Raw genomic sequence first — 18,339 nt, forward strand, 5'->3', positions numbered from 1 at the left:
CCCGTCTCCCATGGCAGCGGCCTCGTCGGATGTCCGAACCTGCCGGTACTCGCTGAGAGGAAAGCTGGATTTCCTCTGCATACCGAAGGCGGGTCAGGTCAGCTCAACGAATCGGTGGACGCGAAAGGACGTCAGCTGGTCGGGTTCTATGCTTGCCGAGTCCACCCGGAAGCGGCCGGCGCCGAGTTCGAGAACGGTGCAGTCCGTGAGTGTCCCGACCTCAGTACCGAAGTAGGCGGCGTCGAACATGATGAGCTTGCCAGTGGTCCTCATCACCGGGCCTTCGTCCCACTCAGCGGTGGGAAGCCCAGCCAGGATGATGTCAGCGACGCCCTCCTCGCTCTCCGCGTGGCACCAGCGGACGAGCACTCGGTGCGCGGGAAGGTAGGTGGTGGAGAGCGGTTCGTCGCCGAGGACGAGCGCCTCGCCTCCGTCGGGTAGTTCGAGGACTCCGACGAGCTTCATGACCGCGCAGGCCCGGTCGTAGTCGCCCTCCGTTCCCGACCAGTGTGACAACGCGTCGGATGGAACCACGATGAACGGGCCGCCCCCCGTCTCCAGCCACGTCAACGACATGCCGCCTCCAACTCCAGGAGCTCGGTTCCGGGGCGACAGCGTATGCGCCGGGTCGGACAGGGCGGCCTGGTAACTCCGTTTGGGTCGGACGTGCCCGCTGACCGGCGTCGAGCAGGTCGCGACGCCGGCGACGGCCGGGGCGGTGTGAACGGCACTGGCGGTCCGGCACAACCTGTCGGACCACGTTCTCCGCGTGGATGGCGGAATCGCACCCCCGCTTTCCCCGCGACGGTCTCGCCGCGCGGTTCGCGGACCACCCCGACGGGAACTACCGTCGGCTGGCCGTCCGGGACCCGGCCGCTACGCCGGTGCTGATCGAACGGCTCAGTCATGACTCCGCAGTCCGGACGCGCCAGGCGGCGGCCGGCGACCCGCGCCTGCCGCTCCACCGGCTCCGCGAAGCCCTTCACATTCCTGGACTGGCCTTCAGCGCGGGGGCCGACGCGGGGCTCCCTGAGGGTGAGATGGCCACCGTCCTGGACCGGGCCGGCGTTCCCGCCTGACCACCGAGCCGGCCCCTCTGGCACCGGGCTTGAATCGAATCCCCGCCCCCTGGAGCAGCACGGGCGTGGACCTCCAGCAGCTCGACACGACCATCCCCGACCGGGCCGTCATCGACCTCATCGGCGCGGCCGGCGCCGGCGCGGCTTCGGTCCGGCTGGGTTTCACCTGGGCGCTGTCTGACAAATGACCACCGCGGTGGACACGGCTCGGCTCCAGCGGTCGGGAGGTTGCGGTGTCGTGCGGGCTCAGGTGTCGTGGCGGTCCAGGGTGTCGGCGATGCGATCGGCGAGGGCGTGGCGTAGTCGGGGGCAGTCGTTCAGCGGTGAGGGCGTCGTACAGCCACAGGCCGTCGGCGGCGGGGCGGGCGATGAACTGGTCGAGCGCTTCCGGGTCGTCGGCGTCGGTGGCGGCCAGGGGCGGGGCCCGTCGCTCCATGACCGCCCCCCACGGGGCCGGGCGGCCCGGGTCCTGGGGCGTCAGGCCGCCGGGGTGAGTTTCCACTGCTGGCAGGTGTTGTTCAGCCAGGTCCACTGCCGTACGTCGGTGCCGTCGGCCGCCGAGCAGTCCGCCACGTCGGCGACCTTCCCGGTGGCCTGGTTGACGATGCGCACCCAGCCGCCGGCGTCGGTGGTGACGAAGCGGAAGCGCTGGCAGGTGTTGTCGAGCCACGACCACTGACGGAGGTCGGCGCCGTCGGCCGCCGAGCAGTCCGCCGTGTCGAGCACCTTGCCCGTCGCGGCGTTCACCAGCCTGCTCGTGTCGTCGCCCCGGTCCTCGACGCGCCACCGTTGCTTCGTACTGCCGTCGCACGTCCACTGCTGGACGTTCGCCCCGTCGGCGGTCGACGCGCCGTTCACGTCGAGGCACTTCCCGGTGGCCCGGCTGACCACCGTGTACGCGGTCGGCGTGGCCGCCGTCTCGCCGGAGGGCCCGGCCAGGGTCGTACCGAGGGCGACGGGTGTGCCGAGGTTCGGGGTGCCGTCGCTGTTCCAGCCGAACTTCTGCGCCCGCGCCGTACGTCCGTTGTCGCAGCCGTCGGACGCCGAGTCGTTGGCGTGGTAGACGATCCAGCTCTCCGTGCCGTCGGGCGAGGTGAAGAAGCCGTTGTGGCCCGGGCCGTACACCCCGGCGGCGTTGTTCCGCTGGAAGACCGGGGTGGGCTTCTTCGTCCAGGAGGACGCGGAGAGCGGGTTCGAGCCGGTCAGGGTGAGCTGCCCCAGCTTGTAGTCGGGGGTCCAGCAGCCGCTGGCGGAGTAGACGACGAAGGTCTTCCCGCCCCGCTGGAGGACCTCTGCCCCTTCGTTGACCGTGCCGCCCGACTTCTCCCAGTCGTGGGTGGGTGTCGAGATCGTCGAGAAGGAACCGCTGAGCGTGTACGGGTTCGACATCGGCGCGATCACCAGGTTCTGCGTGCCGCCGCCGCTCGCGCTGCCCAGCAGGTACATCGAGCCGTTGACGGTGAGCACGCTCGGGTCCAGCATCCAGGTGCTGCCCAGCTGGTTCCGGTACGTGTAGGGCCCCATCGGGTCGGAGCCCGCGCTCTGCAGCACGTGCACCCGTTGCGTGGGGTTGTAGTCGGCGATGTTCTGGCCCGCGACGTGGTACAGGTACCAGCGGCCGCCCGAGTAGTGCAGTTCGGGCGCCCAGATGTTGCAGCAGCGTGAGGCGGCGTCGCCCTGCCACACCTGCACGCTCGGCGCGGTCGCGAGCCCGGCGAGCGTGGGGGACTTGCGCATGGTGATGACGTCGGTCCAACTCGTCGACACCAGGTAGTAGTTGCCGTCGTGGTAGGAGATCCAGGGATCGGCGCCCTTCTGCGCCTTGACCGGGTTGGTGAACGGACGTCCTTCGGCCGCCGACGCCGATGTCGACTGCCCGAGGGCGAGGGCGAGCAGGAGAGCGCTCAGCAGGGTCAGTAGGCGACGGGCCATCCGCTGCTCCAGTTCAGTAGGTTGACGCCGAGTTTCGGGGTGCCGTTGTCCTGGCCGTCGTAGTAGTGGTAGACGAGCAGGTCGCCGTCGGAGTCCGCCAGGATCGACTGGCCGCCGGGGCCGATGTACCGGCCGTGCGACTCCATGACGGGGGTACCGCCGTTGCTGAGCATGCCGACGCCGTTGCGGTCCCTGTAGGGCCCGGTGACACTCGTCGACCTGCCCACCTTGATCTTGTACGTGGAGCCGGTGCCGGCGCAGCAGGTGTCGTACGAGGCGAAGAGGTAGTAGTAGCCGTTGCGCTTCACGATCGAGGGCGCCTCGACGGCCTTGGTCCCGGTGGGGCGGGAGGCGAGGGAGCGGCGCGCGGTGGCCCCGGCGTACTGCTTGCCGGTCGACGGGTCGACGCGGATCATCTTGATCCCGGTCCACCACGAGCCGAAGGACAGCCACCACTTGCCGTCGTCGTCCACGAAGAGATTGGGGTCGATGGCGTTGTAGTCGCTCGACGAGTTCGAGGTGTAGACGATGCCGTAGTCGCTCCAGCTGCCCGCCAGGCCGGTGGTGGAGCCGGCGAGCCCGATGGCCGAGGTGTTGGAGCCGAAGGACGAGACGGCGTAGTACATCAGGTACTTGCCGCCCCGGTAGGAGATGTCGGGAGCCCAGGGGTCCGAGGCGGACGAGTAGTTCTTCCACCAGTTCGGTTTCGTGGTGAAGGCGTTGCCCGACCGGCCGAAGGCGGTGCGGTCGGTGGAGGTGCGGAGCTGGAGGCCTTCTCCGGTGGAGTAGAGCAGGTACTGGCCGGACGAGCTCCGGATCATGGACGGGTCGTGGACGACGATGTCGCCGTTGACGACACCGGGGTTGGGGTACGCGGAGGCGCTGCCCGGCACGAGGGCCATCAGGAGCGCTGCGGGGAGAACGGCGAGGGTCCTTCTCAGGGTGCGGCTCATGAGGAGGTCTCCTCCTTCGGTCGTGGGGTGGGGCGCGAGGGCGGTACAGGCGGGCACCGGTTGGTCGCCACCGCCGACGCATCCGTTGCCATGCCCATGCCATCAATGCGCGTTCGATATACCGAATAACGCTCGGCACTTCGGACGGGACCGTAGAATCGAACACGTCTTGCGTCAACGGATCGCGCACGGATTCGCCGAATACCCGCCCCATGTCCGACATCACGAACAGCGGTGCCCCCAGGCGTGGTTGGTGGGCCGGGCGCGACAGGGTCGTCGCGTCCGGCCCACCGGCCCGCTTGCCCGCCGGCCCGTTAGAGCCCGTAGGACAAGTCCCCGCGGGCGGTGCGCTGCGGGCGGGGCGCCGTGGTCGCGCACAGTGCGCCGCCCTCGGTGCCGACGTTCACCAGCCCGGTGGCCTCACCGTCGAGGCCCACGAACCGCAGCGCGTGCCAGCGCGGCAGCCAGAAGACCCTGCCTCGGTGCCCGGCGAGCAACTCCCGCAGATCCGCGGGGGCGTGCATCCAGACCTCGGGCAGGTCGCCCGCGTGGTCGAAGGCGGCGCGCAGTGCGAGCCAGCCGTCGTCCCGCACATCGCTGGAGGTCAGCAGCAGCTCGACGGCCTGGCCGGGCTCCTGCGCGCACTTCTTGGCGTGGATCCAGTGCACGTGGTGGCCGGGGGCGTACCGCGTGCAGCCGTCGTGGTGAATGAGGTGGGGGAGCATGGGCCGTCGCCCGCCTTCCGGGGTCGTGGACCCCGGGGGCCCGTCCCCGGTGGTCCGCTGTTCCCCGCGCGGTGCCGCGCGGAGCGGGTCGTCACCCGGAGCACCCGCAGCGGAGCGGGGTGCCGTCCAGCGAGCCGGGGCTTACCGCTGGAACTCATGACCCACGGAAAGCGTAACAGGAGCCGAGAGACCGTCAGGATCCCTGCACAGCACCGGCGCACGGACACACACCGCAGGGCTCGGCGCACTCACTCGCCCCGGCCCGCACGCCCCTGCCTGGCTCGGCGCACGCCCTGCCTGGCCCCCCGCGCGCCCCGGCGCACGCACCCGTACCGCCCCGCACGTCCCAGCCCCGGCCGCCCCGTCCCCTCGCACCCCGGGCCGGCACCCGCACCCCCCGCGCTCCCCCGCCCCGGCAGCCCGCGCCTCAGCCGTGCAGCAGCACCGGAAACGCCTCCATGTCGTTCTGCGTCATCACCGGCAGCTTGCGGATCTCCTCGTCCGGTACGGCGAGCTTCAGCCCCGGGAAGCGGCCGAACAGCGCGGGCAGCGCGATGCCCGCCTCCACCCGGGACAGCGCGGCACCTGGGCAGATGTGCGGCCCGTGGCCGAACGTCATGTGCCGGATCGGAGTCGGGCGGGTGATGTCGAAGGCGTCGGCGTCCTCGCCGTGCTGCGCGGCGTCGCGACCGATGGCCCGGTAGGAGATCACCACGCCCTCCCCCTTGGCTATCACCTGCTCACCGACCTGGATGTCCTCCGTGGCGAACCGCATCAGCAGATGCGTGGTGGGGGTGTCCCAGCGCAGCGTCTCCTCGACCACCGTGTCCCAGGGGATCTCCCCGTCCAGTACCTTCCGCAGCTGGTCGGGGTGGGCGAGCAGCGCCCGTACGGCGTTGAGTATGAGCCCGATCGTGGTCTCGTGCCCGGCCGCCACCATGGCCTTGAGGTTGCCGACGACCTCCTCCTCGGTGAGCGGTTCGCCGCCCTCCTCCGCGAGGATCAGCGCACTGGTGAGGTCGTCGGTGGTGCGGGCCTTCTTCTCCCGCACGAGCTCCGCGTAGAAGACGTCCAGTTCCGCGATGAGCGCCATGCGCTCCTCCTGCGGGGTGAGCATGGAGAAGAACGCCTTGTAGCGCTTCGTCAGCATCGGGTGCTGCGCCTCGTCCACCCCCATCAGCAGGCCCACCACCCGCATCGGCAGCGGCTGGGCGAACACCGCCTTGAGGTCGACGACGCCGTCCTTGCCCTGTTCGGCGAGCGCGTCCAGGAGTTCCTCGGTGAACCTCTCGATGGCCGGGCGGATCGCCTCCAGCCTGCGCGGGGTGAGGGCCTGCGAGGTCTTCGTCCGCAGCCGGCGGTGCTCCTCGCCGTCCACGGTGAACATGGAGCGCCCCGCGTCGATCATGCCGATCAGCGGCCAGGCGTGCGTGACCTCACCGTTCTGCCAGAGCCCCCACGCGCCCAGGTCCTTCACCAGCCGTGTGTCGACGAGGAGTTGACGTGCCTCCGCGTGGCGGGTGACGGTCCAGGCGGGCACCCCGAGGAGCTCGATACGGGCCAGCGGGGCGCCGCCCCTGGTCAGCTGTTCGGTCTCACCGTCGAGGTCCTGGACCAGGGGGTCGACGACCACGGTCGCGTGCGGGCAGTTCACAACAGGTCTCCTGTCGTACGTACGGGAACGAACCGGACGGGCAGCGCGTTCATCCCGCGCAGGAAGGCGGAGGGCCGTCGCACGAGTTCCTGGGGCGGTACGGCGAGCTGGAGGTCGGGCAGCCGGTCGAGGATGACCTCGATCCCGGTGCGGGCGATGGTCTCGGCGATCTCCTGCGCCGGGAAGGGGCAGCGGTACTCGCCGTGGCTGAAGGCGAGGTGCGCCGCGTTACTGCCGTGCGACGCGGCGCCGGGGCCCAGGTCCTGGCGTATCAGCGGGTCGGTGTTGGCCGCGCCCAGGCCCAGCAGGAGCATGTCCCCGGCCTTGATCGTCCGTCCGCCGAGCTGTGTGTCACGGACCGCCCAGCGGCCGGCCAGGATCTGGGTGGGGCTCTCCTCCCACAGGACCTCGTTCATCGCGTCGCCGATGCTGCGCCGGCCGCCGGCGAGCGAGTCGGCGAACTGGTCCTCGGTGAGCATCAGGCGCAGCGAGTTGCTGATCCAGTCGGCGGTGGTGAGGTGGCCCGCCGCCGTGATCGCCATCAGGTCGAGCGCGTACTCCTCGTCCGTGAACGGCGCGGGATCCGCGAGCATCCGCGAGGTGATGTCGTCCCCCGGCTCGGCCCGCTTGGCCGCCACGAGCCGCCGCATGTGCTCGCCGAACCGCCCGTACGCCTCCTGCGCCCCGGGCCCTCCGTCGGCCAGGTCCTTCAGGACGCGGGCGATGTCCGCGCCCTCCGCGTCGGGGAAGCCGACGAGCCGGGCGAGGACGAGCACGGGCAGCGGCTCGGCGAATTCGGCGACGAGGTCGGCCGTGCCCCGGCCGCACATGCCGTCGACGAGCCGGTCGGCGAGCTGCTCGCAGTGCCCCCGGATCTCGAACGGGTCCGCACCCTCCAGCGCGGGCACCACCATCTCGGCGTGCCGCCGGTGCTCGGCCCCCGCGGTGAAGTAGATGGACGGCATGGGCCGCCCCACCATGGGGAGCAGCGGCCAGTCCTCGGGGATGTGCTCCCACTGGTTCCACAGCCCGACGTCCCGCGGGAACAGCTCACCGTCGCTGGTGACCTGGTGGAGTTCCCGGTAGCCGACGACCAGCCAGGCGGGGAAGCCGCCGGGGAGCTCGACGGGGACCACGGGCCCGTACGCGTGGCGCATCGTCCGGTACAGGCCCTGCGGGTCGGTGTGGAAGTCCGGCCCGCCGAGCGGCACGGGAGCGGGGGCGGCGTGCGCGGGGCAGCCGCCGGACGCGGGCGCGGTGGATAAGAAGGGGCTCGTCATCGTACGGACTCCTGGCAGACGGCTTCGCGCGTTGCGGCCATACGATCAACGCGCGACCACTATAAGGAGGTTGAGTGAAGCATTGGGTTACAGTCGCGCCCATTTCCCGACTGTTCACGATCACATCGGTGTGGCATGGATCACCGGAACCCCGCGTCCGGTCCGACGGGACAGCTGGTGCGAGCGGACTGTCGGGAGCGCACGCGCGAACGGATCGGGGCGGGCGACCGCGATCCAAGAGCAGAGCACCCTGCTCGGGATCGCCACGAACAGGGCGCGCGACGCCGCGAGAAACCGGCGGCGACGGCCTGACAGCTGCGGGGCCGCGCGGGGTGTACGCCGGGTGCACGCGACATACACCCTGTGAAGGTCTGCTCCTGAATGGTCGGGTTCCTCGTGCTCCCTTGCGGGTGTCGCCGCCCCCCGGCTAACTAGATGATCATGAGCCTCTTCAGCCGTAGTTCCACCCTCCGACGTACAGCGGCACCGACCGTCCCGGCGGCCCCCACGGCCGAGGTGGTCCCGGATCCGGGCCTGGCGGCTCTCACCGGGGAGTGGATGATCGATCCCGCTCACAGCAGGATCGGCTTCTCGGTGCGGCACGCCATGGTGACGACGGTGCGCGGTTCCTTCACGGAGTACGAGAGCCGCCTCCGCTTCGACGGCCGGGACCCGTCCCGTTCCGGGGCCGAGATCGCACTGGCCACCGCGAGCGTCGACACGGGTGTGGGGCAGCGGGACGCCCATCTGGTCGGCCGTGACTTCCTGGACGCGTCGAGGCACCCGCGGATCACCTTCACCAGCACGGCCGTGGACCTCGCGAGCAAGGACGTCTACCGCATGACCGGCGACCTGACCATCAGGGGAACCACCCGCCCCGTGGTCCTGGAGCTCACCTACATCGGCCACGTGACCGATCCGTTCGGGTACGAACGCGTCGGCTTCGACGGGACCACCACCATCAACCGTTCCGACTGGGGCCTGACCTACAACGCCAGGCTGGCCGAGGGCGGAGCCATGGTGAGCGAGAGGCTCCGCCTCCAGTTCGACATCGCCGCCATCCGCGCCACCGGCTGACCGCCCGGCCTCACACCGGCTGACCGCCCGGCCTCACACACCGGCTGACCGCCCGGCCTCACACACGCGTCACCGCACAGGTGGTGACGCGCTCCGCGTCGTCACCGACGGCGAGGCGTGGTCGACAGGTCCGCGACCACGCACGCCTTCCGCCCCGCCGGGGATCCGCGTCGCGTGGTTGTGAGGGCAGGGACAAGACCATGTCCGAATAACGCCTTATGCCTGCGCCTCTCCTCACAACGACCGGCCGTTCCCCGTCAGGCCTGCGGTGCCACCCGGCCCGGTCTGCGCGGCATCCGCAGACGCGCCTTCCCACGCTTCGCTGCGCAGACGGTCTCCGGTGAGGAATCATTCTGATCATGGCTCAGCTCGAAGCGCGCGAATTACCCCTGCACAAGGTCTTCTGCAGTGACTACGACTTCCGGATTCCGGACTACCAGCGCCCTTATGCGTGGCAGACCGAACAGGCCCAGCAACTCCTCGCCGATCTCGAGGAAGCCCTTCTACGCGGCGACGGGGAGCCCTACTTCCTCGGGTCCTTGGTGCTCGTCAAGGACAGCCGCGCCGCCGAGGCCGACGTCATCGACGGCCAGCAGAGGCTGACGACCCTGACCATCCTGCTGGCCGTCATGCGCGATCTGGCTCAGCAGCCCGATGTGGTGACCAACCTGGTGGCGATGATCTCCGAGCCCGGGAACACCGTGCTCGGACTGAAGGCCAAGCCCCGGCTCACCCTGCGCCCCCGGGACGCCGACTTCTTCCACCAGCACATCCAGACTTCCGGTTCCATCAAGACCCTCCTGGAACTGAACCCGCACAACCTGAGAACCGACGCGCAGAGGGCCGTCCAGGCCAACGCGCGGGTCCTGCACACCGCCCTGTCCGGCTGGACCGACGACCAGCGCCTCGCCCTGTGCACGTTGATGGGCGTCCAGACCTTCCTGGTCGCCGTCAGCACCCCGGATCTGGACAGCGCGCACCGGATCTTCAGCGTCATGAACTCCCGAGGCCTGGATCTTTCGCCTGCCGACATCTTCAAGGCGCAGATCATCGGAGAGATCGACGAACAGGTCTCGGAGACCTACGCCAGGCGATGGGAAGACGCGGAGGAGAGCCTCGGCCGCGAGGAATTCTCCGACCTCTTCATGCATATCCGCATGATCTTCTCCGGCGAGCGGGCACGGCAGGAACTGCTCAAGGAGTTCCAGGCACAGGTCCTCACCCACTACAAGGGAGGACGGGCCAAGGAGTTCGTCGACGAGGTACTCGTTCCCTACGCCGAGGCGTCCGCGGTGATCCGCGACAAGACGTATGCGGCCGGGGACGGGTCGCCACAGGTCAACCTGTGGTTCCGCCGACTGCTGCAGCTGGACAACAACGACTGGTGGCCGGCCGCGTTGTGGGCGCTTCGGTCCCACGGGGACGATCCCGTATGGCTGGGTTCGTTCCTCCGTTCGCTGGAACGCCTCGCGGCAAGCATGTTCGTCCGGCGTATCTACACCACTCCCCGGGTGCTCCGTTTCGCCGAGCTGCTGACAGAACTCAACAAGGGCCTCGGCCTGGAGGCCCCGGCCTTCCAGCTCACGGACGACGAGCGGACCGAGACCCTGGCCCGGCTCGACGGCGATGTGTACTACGAGTTGAGGACTCGCCGCTTCATCCTGCTGCGACTGGACGAGCTGGTGGCCGAGGACGACATCGTGACCACGTACCACGCCCCGCGCATCACGGTCGAGCACGTACTCCCCCAGAACCCTGGGCCCCAGTCGCAGTGGCGCGCGGACTTCACCGTGGACCAGCGCAAGGAGTGGACGCACAGGCTCGCCAATCTGGTGCTGCTCAGCCGCACGAAGAACTCCCAGGTCCAGAACCTCGACTTCACGGACAAGAAGGAGCGGTACCTCAGGCGAGGCGTCGTCGCCTTCCCGCTGACCACGCAGGTTCTGGGACAGGACACCTGGACACCGGAACACCTGGAGAAGCGCCAGACCGAACTCCTCGGCCTGCTGGCCGAGGAGTGGCGGCTGTAGCGTCGCACCGTTGTCGTTGTGAGGCTAAGGACGGACGGACTCATGTCCGGTTTACGGCATTACATCTGCCCTCTTCCTCACAGCGACTGGGTGCTCGTCGGCACCACCACCTGTATGCCGAAGCCGTACGAGCCGAGAGCTTCGGCGATGCCCATGAAGAGCAGGCTGTAGTGCTCCTGACCCCGGGCCGTGGCGATGCCCCCGAGGTCGAGAAGCGATTCCGGTGGCCAGCCCAGGTCGTTCAGGAGGGTCTCGACCGTTCGCTTGGCGTCGGTGTCGTCGCCCGAGAGGAAGAGGGTGCTCGGTCCCACCAAGGAGCCGGGCGCCACCATCAGGCCCGCGTCGATGGTGCAGAGCGTTTTGACGACCCGTGTGTCCGGGAACGTCCGCTGGATCTCCTCGCCCAGGCTCTCCACAGGATGGGAGAGCGTGACGCCCTCACCGAAGCCGACAGCCACGTCGAGCAGTATTTTCCCCGCCAGGGCCGAGGACCCGAGCGAGGCCAGGTGCGGCACGGACGCCGTGCCCGGCGTGGCGTTGACCACGACGTCCGCGCCCGCGACGGCCTGACCGGGATCGGCGACCGCCACCCGGTCCCCGACCGACGCCTCCAGTTCCGACCGCAGTTCGAGGTCCTGCGACCGACGTGATCCGAGGACGACGTCATGTCCCGCAGCGGCCCAGCCGTCGGCGAGTGCGCGTCCTACGTTGCCTGTTCCTAAGATTCCGATCTTCATGGGCGCAACGCTAGGGCGCCCTGCCCGTCACCACCTCCGGCCGGGGACCGGTCCCCCGCTCCCCCATCGGTCCTACGCCCGCGGCCCCTCCCGGCGCACGCGCTCCGCGAGGGCGCGCTCCGCGTGCGCGCGGAACGTGCGGGGTGGGCGGCCCGTCATCCGCTCGACGGTCCCGGTGACGCGGTTCTCGGCGCCCCCGGCGATGGAGCGGTCCATGTCGGCCAGCATCGCGGCGAACGCGCCGGGGATGCCTGCCGCGATCAGGCGTTCGCGCATCTGTTCGTACGTGAGCTGCCGGTGCTCGACGGGGCTCCCGGACACCTGCGCCAGCACGGAGGCGACCTCGCGGTAACTCAGCGCCTCGGGACCGGTGATCACCAGATCCGTATCGGGCGCCACCGGGTCGGTGAGGGCCCGTACGGCGACCTCCGCGATGTCGTCGGCGTCGACGAAGCCGACCTTGCCGTCACCGGTCGCGCTCGACACGACACCCGACTCCCGGATGCTCTGGGCATGCAGATGCCCGCCGGTGAAGTTCTGCATGAACCAGGAGGGTCGCAGCACGGCCCAGTCGCCGACGAGACCGTCGGCCAGCGCCGCGTGCACCTGTCCGACTCCGGGTCCGCCCACGGGAATGGCCGAGGAGCTGAGCAGGACGACGCGCCGCACCCCCGCCGCACGGGCCTGCTCCAGGAAGGGCAGCATGACGGCGGCGGGATCCGGATCGCCGACGGGCGGTACGAGGTAGGCCCGGTCGGCCCCGCGCAGCGCGGCTGCGTAGGTGCGGTCGTCGTGCCAGTCGAACCTGACACCCCGGGCACCGGCCGTGTCGGTGGGCCGGCGGGCGGCCGGGGTGACGTCGTGGCCGAGGGCGACGAGCCGGTCGGCAACTCGGCTGCCCGTGTTGCCGGTCGCGCCGGTCACCAGGACGGATGCACGGGTGGTCACGGTCTTCTCCTCTTCTTCTTCCCTCACGTTCGCGTTCACGAGGCGGGGAAGAATTTGACGTCGTCCATGGAGCCGGGGATCGCGAGGGGGTTCCAGTAGTCGCGGTACCGGGTGACGCGGCCGTCCTTGACGGTGACGAAGGCGACGTACGACATCTCGTACGGAGCCCCGGAGGCGACCACGCGCCCCACGCCACGCCACTCGGCGACGACGGTCTCCGGATCGCGCAGGGTGTGGACCTCCAGCTGCGGGATCTCGCGCAGGTCGATGGAGTCGGGGTATCCACGCATGTAGGCGGCCACGGCCTCCTTCCCCTCCAGCTTCGAGGGGAACCCGTCCGGCGCGAACGGGAACTCGAACACCGCGTCGTCGTCGCACAGCGCGATCCAGCCGTCGATGTCCTTTTCCAGCAGGAGGCGCAGGCTGTGGCGGTACAGGCGTTCCGGGCTCATTACTTCACTCATCGGTCACTCACCCCTAGAATGTGGACTGCGAGTCCGCTTAATACTCGAAACCATACGGACCAGCGGTCCGTTTAGCAAGGAGAGGTCATGATCCAGCGCAAAGAGCGCGCCGACGCCCTGCGCAACCGCGAGGCCGTCCTGGCCGCGGCCGACGACCTCTTCGCGCGCAGCCCGAGCCCCCGCGGCGTGTCCATGGACGATGTCGCCGCGGCGGCCGGCGTCGGCAAGGGCACCCTGTTCCGCCGCTTCGGCGACCGGACCGGCCTCGTCCGGGCCTTGTACGAGGCCCGCGTCCAACCCCTGCGCGAGGCCGTGGAATCGGGCCCTCCCCCGCTCGGCCCGTCGACTCCGCCCCACGAGCGCGTACCGGGGCTGCTCGACGCCGTACTCCGATTCAAGCTGGACAACCGTCACCTCGCCCTGGCCCTGGAGGACGCGGGGAGCGGCAGCCCCTACCAGGCGGAGCACTACACGTGGTGGCACCGCACGCTCCAGGAGACGCTGCGGCAGATCCCCTCGGTGCCGGACGGCGACTTCACCGCCCACGCGCTCCTGGCCGCCACCCGTGCGGATCTGGTCGAACACCTGTCAGGGCAGGAGCACATGACGGCGGAGCGGATGAGGTCGGAGTTGGCGGCCTACGTGGCGAGGATCCTGCCCCCCGACGGAGAGGGTGGCGAGGGCGGCTGACTGTCAGACCTGCGCCCTAGGGTGCGGGTATGGACATGAATGACCCACAGCAGACGGGAATCACCTTCGCCGAGATCACCCTGGGCGTCACCGTGAGCAGCGAACCACCGGACCCGTCCTCCCCGTTGGGTCGCGTCAGGGCGTTCACGGAGAAGTACGGCCCGGAGGCACTCCGGCAGGATCACATCGCCGCCGCGGCAGAGGGCCGCCCACTGCTGCCCTGAGCCGTGCGCGGACGCGATTGCAGGTAGGGCCGCGCGCGCCCCGCGGAGCCTGCGCTACAGTAGAAGCGAGACGATACGTCTCGGCTTGTTGCTGTCTGATGTCTGCCCCCAACAGGAGGAGCACCATGGACCACTTCATCGACGCGGCACCCGGCGTGCGCCTGTGGGCGGAGGAGCGGGGCTCCGCGGACGCTCCTCCCCTCCTGCTGATCATGGGCGCGCAGACATCCGGCCTGGGCTGGCCGGACGAACTGGTGGACGCGCTGGCCTCGCACCACCGGGTGATCCGCTACGACCACCGTGACACCGGCCGTTCCACCTGGGCGTTCGACCGACAGCCGTACGCCGTCACCGACCTCGCCGAGGACGCGATCACGGTCCTGGACGGCCTGGGCATCGACCGGGCCCACGTCGTGGGCATGTCCCTCGGCGGAATGCTCACTCAGCTGCTGATTGCCGACCACCCGGACCGCCTGCTGAGCGCGACCCTGATCGGGACGTGCGCCCTGAGCACCACGCCGTACGTGCGGCCGGACGGAGCACGGGTCCCGTCAGGGGAACTTCCCGGTATCGCTCCCCAGGTGCTGGAGATCTGGGCCCGGCCGGCCGAGGAGCGCGGCCCGGAGGGCGAGCTCGACGCGCGCGTCGCACACTGGCGGGCGCTGGCGGGCGAGCAGTTGCCCTTCGACGCGGAGGGCGCCCGTGCGCTGGAACGGAGGATCATCGAGCACACCGGCCACCACGCCTCAAGCACCGCGCATGCCTGCGCCGACAGCTCCGGCATGCTGCGCACCGAGGAGCTGGCGAGGACCGAGGTGCCCACCCTGGTGATCTCCGCCCCCGCCGAACCGGTCTTCCCTCCCCCGCACCCACAACATCTCGCCCAGGTGATCCGCGGGGCACGCACGGTCGAGATCCCCGGCATGGGGCACGCCCTCCCCCGGGAAGTCCTCGCCCCGCTGACCGCCGCGGTCCTGGAACACACCGGCATCTTGGATCATCCCGGCATCCTGGCATCGCGGATCACGGCGCCGGACGCTGAGGGCTGAGGCGCTGAGGCGCTGAGGCGCTGAGGCGCTGAGGCAAGATCACGCACCGACGACGCACGGCCTCGGACTTTTCGGTTCGTGACCGCTGGCGTCCGTCGTGTCGCTGGTCCTGGTCGTGGGAGTGAGCTTCGTGGCGTGATCCCGTAACGCCCTGGCCACAGCCGTTCCGACAACCCGAAGGAAGAAGGACATGCAGCCCCTCCGCGGCATCACCGTCGTATCACTTGAGCAGGCCATCGCCGCTCCCTACGCGACCCGTCATCTCGCCGACCTCGGAGCCCGCGTGATCAAGGTGGAGCGGCCGGGTACCGGCGACTTCGCCCGGGCGTACGACTCGCGTGTGAACGGCCTCAGCTCCCATTTCGTGTGGGTCAACCGCAACAAGGAGTCGCTCACCCTCGACATCAAGGACCCGCGCTCCATGGACGTGCTGCGCAGGCTCCTCGCCGATGCCGATGTCTTCGTCCAGAACCTGGCACCGGGCGCGGCCGCCCGCGCGGGTCTCGGCTTCGACGATCTGACGGCCGCCAACCCGGGGCTGATCGTCTGTGACATCTCGGGCTACGGCGCGGGCGGTCCGTACGCGTCCAAGAAGGCGTACGACCTGATGGTGCAGAGCGAGTCGGGGCTGCTTTCGGTGACCGGAACGGACGACGAGATGGCGAAGGTGGGCATCTCCGTGTCCGACATCGCCGCCGGCGTCTACGCCTACAGTTCGATCCTCGCCGCCCTGCTGGAGCGCGGCCGGACCGGTGTGGGCAGCCATGTCGATGTGTCGATGCTGGAGGCCACGGTCGAGTGGATGGGCTTCCCCCTGTACTACGCCTACGGTGGCGCGGAACCGCCGCCGAGGGCGGGCGCCGCGCACGCGACGATCTATCCGTACGGCCCGTTCGTCGCCGGTGACGGCAAGGTCGTCATGATGAGCATCCAGAACGAGCGCGAGTGGGCGGCGTTCTGTGACCGCTTCCTGGGGCAGCCGGAGCTCGCGGGCCACCCTGACTACGCGGGCAACGCGGTCCGCAACGCCCACCGCGAGGCCCTCGGCAGCATCGTCTCCCAGCGCTTCGCCGAGCTGACGAGCGCCGAGGCCATCGAACTGCTCGGTGCGGTCCCGGCCGCCAACGCGCGCGTCAACACGGTCGCCGAGGTTTGGGAGCACCCGCAGCTGGCGGCCCGCGGACGCTGGCACGAGATTCGGACCCCGGCCGGCCCGGTAGCCTCACTGGCCCCTCCCGGCCTGGTCACAGACGAGCCGCGGATGGATCCGGTGCCGGATCTCGGCGAGCACACCCGGGCCATCCTGGGCGAGCTGGGGCTCACGGACGGCGAGATCGACGAGCTCATGGCGGAGGGCGTCGCATGAGCGGCACCGACGGAGGCCCGGACCGTCTCGACGAGGCCATACGCCCGCTCAGCACCGCGGTGAGCTGGCTCTTCGTGCTCGAGGACAGTGTGACCTCGGACGGCAAGACGGGGGCGAGGGCGAACCTGCGGAATGCCTGGCCCGGCGACGCAGGGGTGCTGTGGCGGTCCGGGTCAACGGCTCACGTACCGCGGAGGTCGCCGACGATCTCGTCGTGTGCCGCAGGGCCGGGCCGACGTCGCGGTCGCCTGCACCCGGGCGCGGGACGGTCTGTACGTGTCGTGGTGGGGCGAGCCGAGCGAGTTCCTGGTCGAGGCCGGAGTCTGAGGCGGACGCACCCGTTCAGCGACCGCCACCGCGTACGCCGTGCCGGGATCACACTGCACCAGCACGTCCTGGACCTCGCCCAGGAACCGGCCGCCCTGCTGTCCGCGGTAGACGGTCTCGCCCGCCGGCTGGAAAACACAGAGGCCCCCGCCACCCCCCTTACCTCCCCCCAGTAATGTCCGCTTGTCCGAAACAGGTCCCGGATCAGGGGCCGTGGGCGGGAGGGGTGTCATGAGTGGTGCGGGGTCGGTCGACGGTACGTGGAGGCTGGGCGTCGAGGAGCGTGGGGCGCTCGCGGGGCGGTGGTGGAAGTGGGCGCTGGCCGCGCCCGAGGACCGGAGTCCGGTGAGGGACACGACGGGCGAGCACGCCGCGTGGGGGCAGCCGGACGATCTCTGGTTCCTGGCCGGTACGTACGGGGGCCGGGTGGTGCGGCGCTGTGTGATTCCGTCGGACCGGCGGTTGTTCTTCCCGGTGCTCAACATGCAGCACGACAGGTCGTATTCGAGGGTCCCCCGGTCCCTGACGGTGGCCGAGGCCACCGCGTCGCTCAACGGCATGCCGTTGCCGCTGCAGGAGTTCTCCGCGCCGTTCAGGACGGGGTTGACCCAGCGCTACGCATGGGGTGTCTGGGGTGGCATCGAGCCGCTGGCTCCCGGCCAGTACGTCCTGGAGATCAAGGGCAGGGCCACGAACGGCTTCTGGGTCGACACGACGTACCACCTGGAGTCGAAGACCCCCTGACTCCACTCCGCGCGTCCGTGCGCACAGGGCAGTCACAGAAGTGCCATACGATACGCACACTTGTTCGCACTTTTCTGTTTGAGGATGCCTACGTCATGTCTCTGGGTGCCACGTCCCGTTCCCTGCGCGGTATTTCCGTTGCCGTCGCCCTTCTCGCAGTCGGTGCGGCGGGCTGCGCCGATGTCGTCGACAGCGCCAAGGACGGCGCCAAGAAGGTCGCCCGCCAGCGCTCGGTGTTCTCCCTCGCCCCCGGCGACTGCTACAACCCGAACAGCGGGGCGACCGAGACCGAGGAGTTCGCGATCGAGATCGTGCCGTGCGCGGAGCCTCACGAGGGCCAGGTCGTCGGTGAGTTCGAGATCGACGACAAGAAGGCCTTCCCGGGTGATGACGCGGTCGCGGTGATCGCCGACGAGCGGTGCCCGGTCGAGGCGCAGAAGTTCGCCCCGGACACCTGGGCGCTGCCCGCCGGGGCGGACGTCTTCTACTACCACCCCACCAAGGAGAGCTGGGCGACGGGCGACCGGGCCGTGAGCTGCGCCTACACCAAGGAGTCGGGCAAGCTGTCCGGCTCGCTGAAGAGCGACGCCATGAACCCCGACCAGCTCGCGTACCTCAAGGGTTCGACCGCCGTCTACGACGCCCTGTGGGCGAACCAGCCCGAGGGGGACCAGATCGAGGACGACCTCCCCGGATACAAGCTGCAGGCCAAGGCTGTCGCCACCGCGCTCGACGCCCATGTACAGGCCCTGGGGGACATCGAGCAGCCCGAGACCGGGAAGCTTCGCGCGCAGTTGGAGAAGGCCGCCGGTGAGTGGAAGAAGGCCGCGTCGGCGGGCGACACCGACACGTTCTACCTGGCGTACGACGCCGCCTTCACCGGCATCGACCCCAACAAGTCGGTAGCCGCCCGCAAGGAGCTGAAGCTCGCCACGACCGTCCCGGCCGCCGAGGCCGAGGTCTGGGCAGGCTGACCTCCTCCCCCACGCCTCACTCACGATGAGGCCGGACCGCGTGAGGCCGAACCCATGAGGCCGGAGCCAGGTGCGTGCGCCGTTCG

General features: G+C 69.8%; 19 protein-coding genes, 1 pseudogene and 1 riboswitch. Of the genes and pseudogenes, 11 read left to right on the forward strand and 9 right to left on the reverse strand.

The genetic code is table 11. From position 1 onward, the window contains the following. Window positions 1-93: 93 nt before the first annotated feature. The gene (locus ACFWVP_RS16055) at window positions 94-576 is read right to left on the reverse strand and encodes an Imm21 family immunity protein (RefSeq protein WP_384497079.1); all 483 of its coding nucleotides are present in this window, start codon (window positions 574-576) and stop codon (window positions 94-96) included. 197 nt (window positions 577-773) lie between these two features. Between ACFWVP_RS16055 and ACFWVP_RS16060 the strand changes: the two genes are divergently transcribed. Beyond that, window positions 774-1,079 (forward strand): hypothetical protein, encoded by a 306-nt coding sequence (locus tag ACFWVP_RS16060; RefSeq protein WP_384497081.1) that lies wholly within the window; start codon window positions 774-776, stop codon window positions 1,077-1,079. Window positions 1,080-1,144: 65 nt separating this feature from the next. Then, window positions 1,145-1,267 (forward strand): hypothetical protein, encoded by a 123-nt coding sequence (locus ACFWVP_RS16065; RefSeq protein ID WP_384497083.1) that lies wholly within the window; start codon window positions 1,145-1,147, stop codon window positions 1,265-1,267. A 289-nt stretch (window positions 1,268-1,556) separates the two neighbouring features. Here ACFWVP_RS16065 and ACFWVP_RS16070 read toward each other — a convergent pair whose 3' ends face one another. The 5 genes from ACFWVP_RS16070 to ACFWVP_RS16090 form a co-directional block, all read right to left on the reverse strand. Beyond that, a complete protein-coding gene (locus tag ACFWVP_RS16070) occupies window positions 1,557-3,011 on the reverse strand; it encodes a family 43 glycosylhydrolase (protein ID WP_384497085.1) in 1,455 nt (484 codons plus the stop codon). Then, on the reverse strand, window positions 2,993-3,964 hold the full coding sequence (locus ACFWVP_RS16075) for an arabinan endo-1,5-alpha-L-arabinosidase (RefSeq protein WP_384497086.1): 972 nt from the start codon (window positions 3,962-3,964) through the stop codon (window positions 2,993-2,995). The genes ACFWVP_RS16070 and ACFWVP_RS16075 overlap by 19 nt, the downstream gene beginning before the upstream one ends. A 314-nt stretch (window positions 3,965-4,278) precedes the next feature. After that, entirely contained in the window at window positions 4,279-4,689 is a 411-nt protein-coding gene (locus ACFWVP_RS16080; RefSeq protein WP_384497088.1) for a hypothetical protein, read from the reverse strand. Window positions 4,690-4,740: 51 nt separating this feature from the next. Beyond that, a riboswitch (SAM riboswitch) is annotated at window positions 4,741-4,851 on the reverse strand. Between the two features lie 265 nt (window positions 4,852-5,116). Then, complete coding sequence (locus ACFWVP_RS16085; RefSeq protein ID WP_384497090.1) at window positions 5,117-6,343, reverse strand: cytochrome P450; 1,227 nt, start codon at window positions 6,341-6,343, stop codon at window positions 5,117-5,119. Then, window positions 6,340-7,623, reverse strand: a complete 1,284-nt coding sequence (locus ACFWVP_RS16090; protein WP_384497092.1) for a cytochrome P450 — start codon at window positions 7,621-7,623, stop codon at window positions 6,340-6,342. The genes ACFWVP_RS16085 and ACFWVP_RS16090 overlap by 4 nt, the downstream gene beginning before the upstream one ends. Window positions 7,624-8,064: 441 nt before the next feature. Here ACFWVP_RS16090 and ACFWVP_RS16095 point away from each other — a divergent pair, with 441 nt between their 5' ends. Together ACFWVP_RS16095 and ACFWVP_RS16100 are read left to right on the forward strand one after the other, a co-directional pair. Next, window positions 8,065-8,700: a YceI family protein gene (locus tag ACFWVP_RS16095; protein ID WP_384497094.1), complete on the forward strand. Its 636-nt coding sequence runs from the start codon at window positions 8,065-8,067 to the stop codon at window positions 8,698-8,700. A gap of 359 nt (window positions 8,701-9,059) precedes the next feature. Then, on the forward strand, window positions 9,060-10,730 hold the full coding sequence (locus ACFWVP_RS16100; protein ID WP_384497095.1) for a DUF262 domain-containing protein: 1,671 nt from the start codon (window positions 9,060-9,062) through the stop codon (window positions 10,728-10,730). 77 nt (window positions 10,731-10,807) lie between these two features. On the opposite strand, the gene ACFWVP_RS16105 is transcribed toward ACFWVP_RS16100, so the two are convergent. The 3 genes from ACFWVP_RS16105 to ACFWVP_RS16115 all read right to left on the reverse strand — a co-directional run bounded on the left by ACFWVP_RS16105 (window position 10,808) and on the right by ACFWVP_RS16115 (window position 12,879). Then, a complete protein-coding gene (locus ACFWVP_RS16105) occupies window positions 10,808-11,467 on the reverse strand; it encodes an NADPH-dependent F420 reductase (protein ID WP_384497097.1) in 660 nt (219 codons plus the stop codon). A gap of 72 nt (window positions 11,468-11,539) precedes the next feature. Next, window positions 11,540-12,415: an NAD(P)H-binding protein gene (locus tag ACFWVP_RS16110; protein WP_384497098.1), complete on the reverse strand. Its 876-nt coding sequence runs from the start codon at window positions 12,413-12,415 to the stop codon at window positions 11,540-11,542. 35 nt (window positions 12,416-12,450) lie between these two features. After that, complete coding sequence (locus ACFWVP_RS16115) at window positions 12,451-12,879, reverse strand: nuclear transport factor 2 family protein (protein ID WP_384497099.1); 429 nt, start codon at window positions 12,877-12,879, stop codon at window positions 12,451-12,453. 87 nt (window positions 12,880-12,966) lie between these two features. Here ACFWVP_RS16115 and ACFWVP_RS16120 point away from each other — a divergent pair, with 87 nt between their 5' ends. The 7 genes and pseudogenes from ACFWVP_RS16120 (at window position 12,967) to ACFWVP_RS16150 (ending at window position 18,253) form a co-directional block, all read left to right on the forward strand. Beyond that, on the forward strand, window positions 12,967-13,569 hold the full coding sequence (locus tag ACFWVP_RS16120; protein WP_384497101.1) for a TetR/AcrR family transcriptional regulator: 603 nt from the start codon (window positions 12,967-12,969) through the stop codon (window positions 13,567-13,569). A 29-nt stretch (window positions 13,570-13,598) separates the two neighbouring features. Then, window positions 13,599-13,793 carry a hypothetical protein gene (locus tag ACFWVP_RS16125; RefSeq protein WP_384497102.1) on the forward strand — a complete coding sequence of 65 codons (195 nt, stop codon included), beginning with the start codon at window positions 13,599-13,601 and terminating at the stop codon, window positions 13,791-13,793. Between the two features lie 125 nt (window positions 13,794-13,918). After that, window positions 13,919-14,842: an alpha/beta fold hydrolase gene (locus ACFWVP_RS16130; RefSeq protein WP_384497103.1), complete on the forward strand. Its 924-nt coding sequence runs from the start codon at window positions 13,919-13,921 to the stop codon at window positions 14,840-14,842. A 190-nt stretch (window positions 14,843-15,032) separates the two neighbouring features. After that, the gene (locus ACFWVP_RS16135) at window positions 15,033-16,208 is read left to right on the forward strand and encodes a CaiB/BaiF CoA transferase family protein (protein WP_384497105.1); all 1,176 of its coding nucleotides are present in this window, start codon (window positions 15,033-15,035) and stop codon (window positions 16,206-16,208) included. A 243-nt stretch (window positions 16,209-16,451) separates the two neighbouring features. Then, window positions 16,452-16,535: pseudogene (locus ACFWVP_RS16140) on the forward strand (DNA helicase); the annotation flags it as partial. 231 nt (window positions 16,536-16,766) lie between these two features. Further along, the gene (locus ACFWVP_RS16145) at window positions 16,767-17,279 is read left to right on the forward strand and encodes a hypothetical protein (RefSeq protein WP_384497106.1); all 513 of its coding nucleotides are present in this window, start codon (window positions 16,767-16,769) and stop codon (window positions 17,277-17,279) included. 95 nt (window positions 17,280-17,374) lie between these two features. Beyond that, window positions 17,375-18,253 carry a septum formation family protein gene (locus ACFWVP_RS16150; protein WP_384497107.1) on the forward strand — a complete coding sequence of 293 codons (879 nt, stop codon included), beginning with the start codon at window positions 17,375-17,377 and terminating at the stop codon, window positions 18,251-18,253. Window positions 18,254-18,339: the final 86 nt, after the last annotated feature.

The organism is Streptomyces sp. NPDC058637 (assembly GCF_042717325.1).
GTDB lineage: Bacteria > Actinomycetota > Actinomycetes > Streptomycetales > Streptomycetaceae > Streptomyces.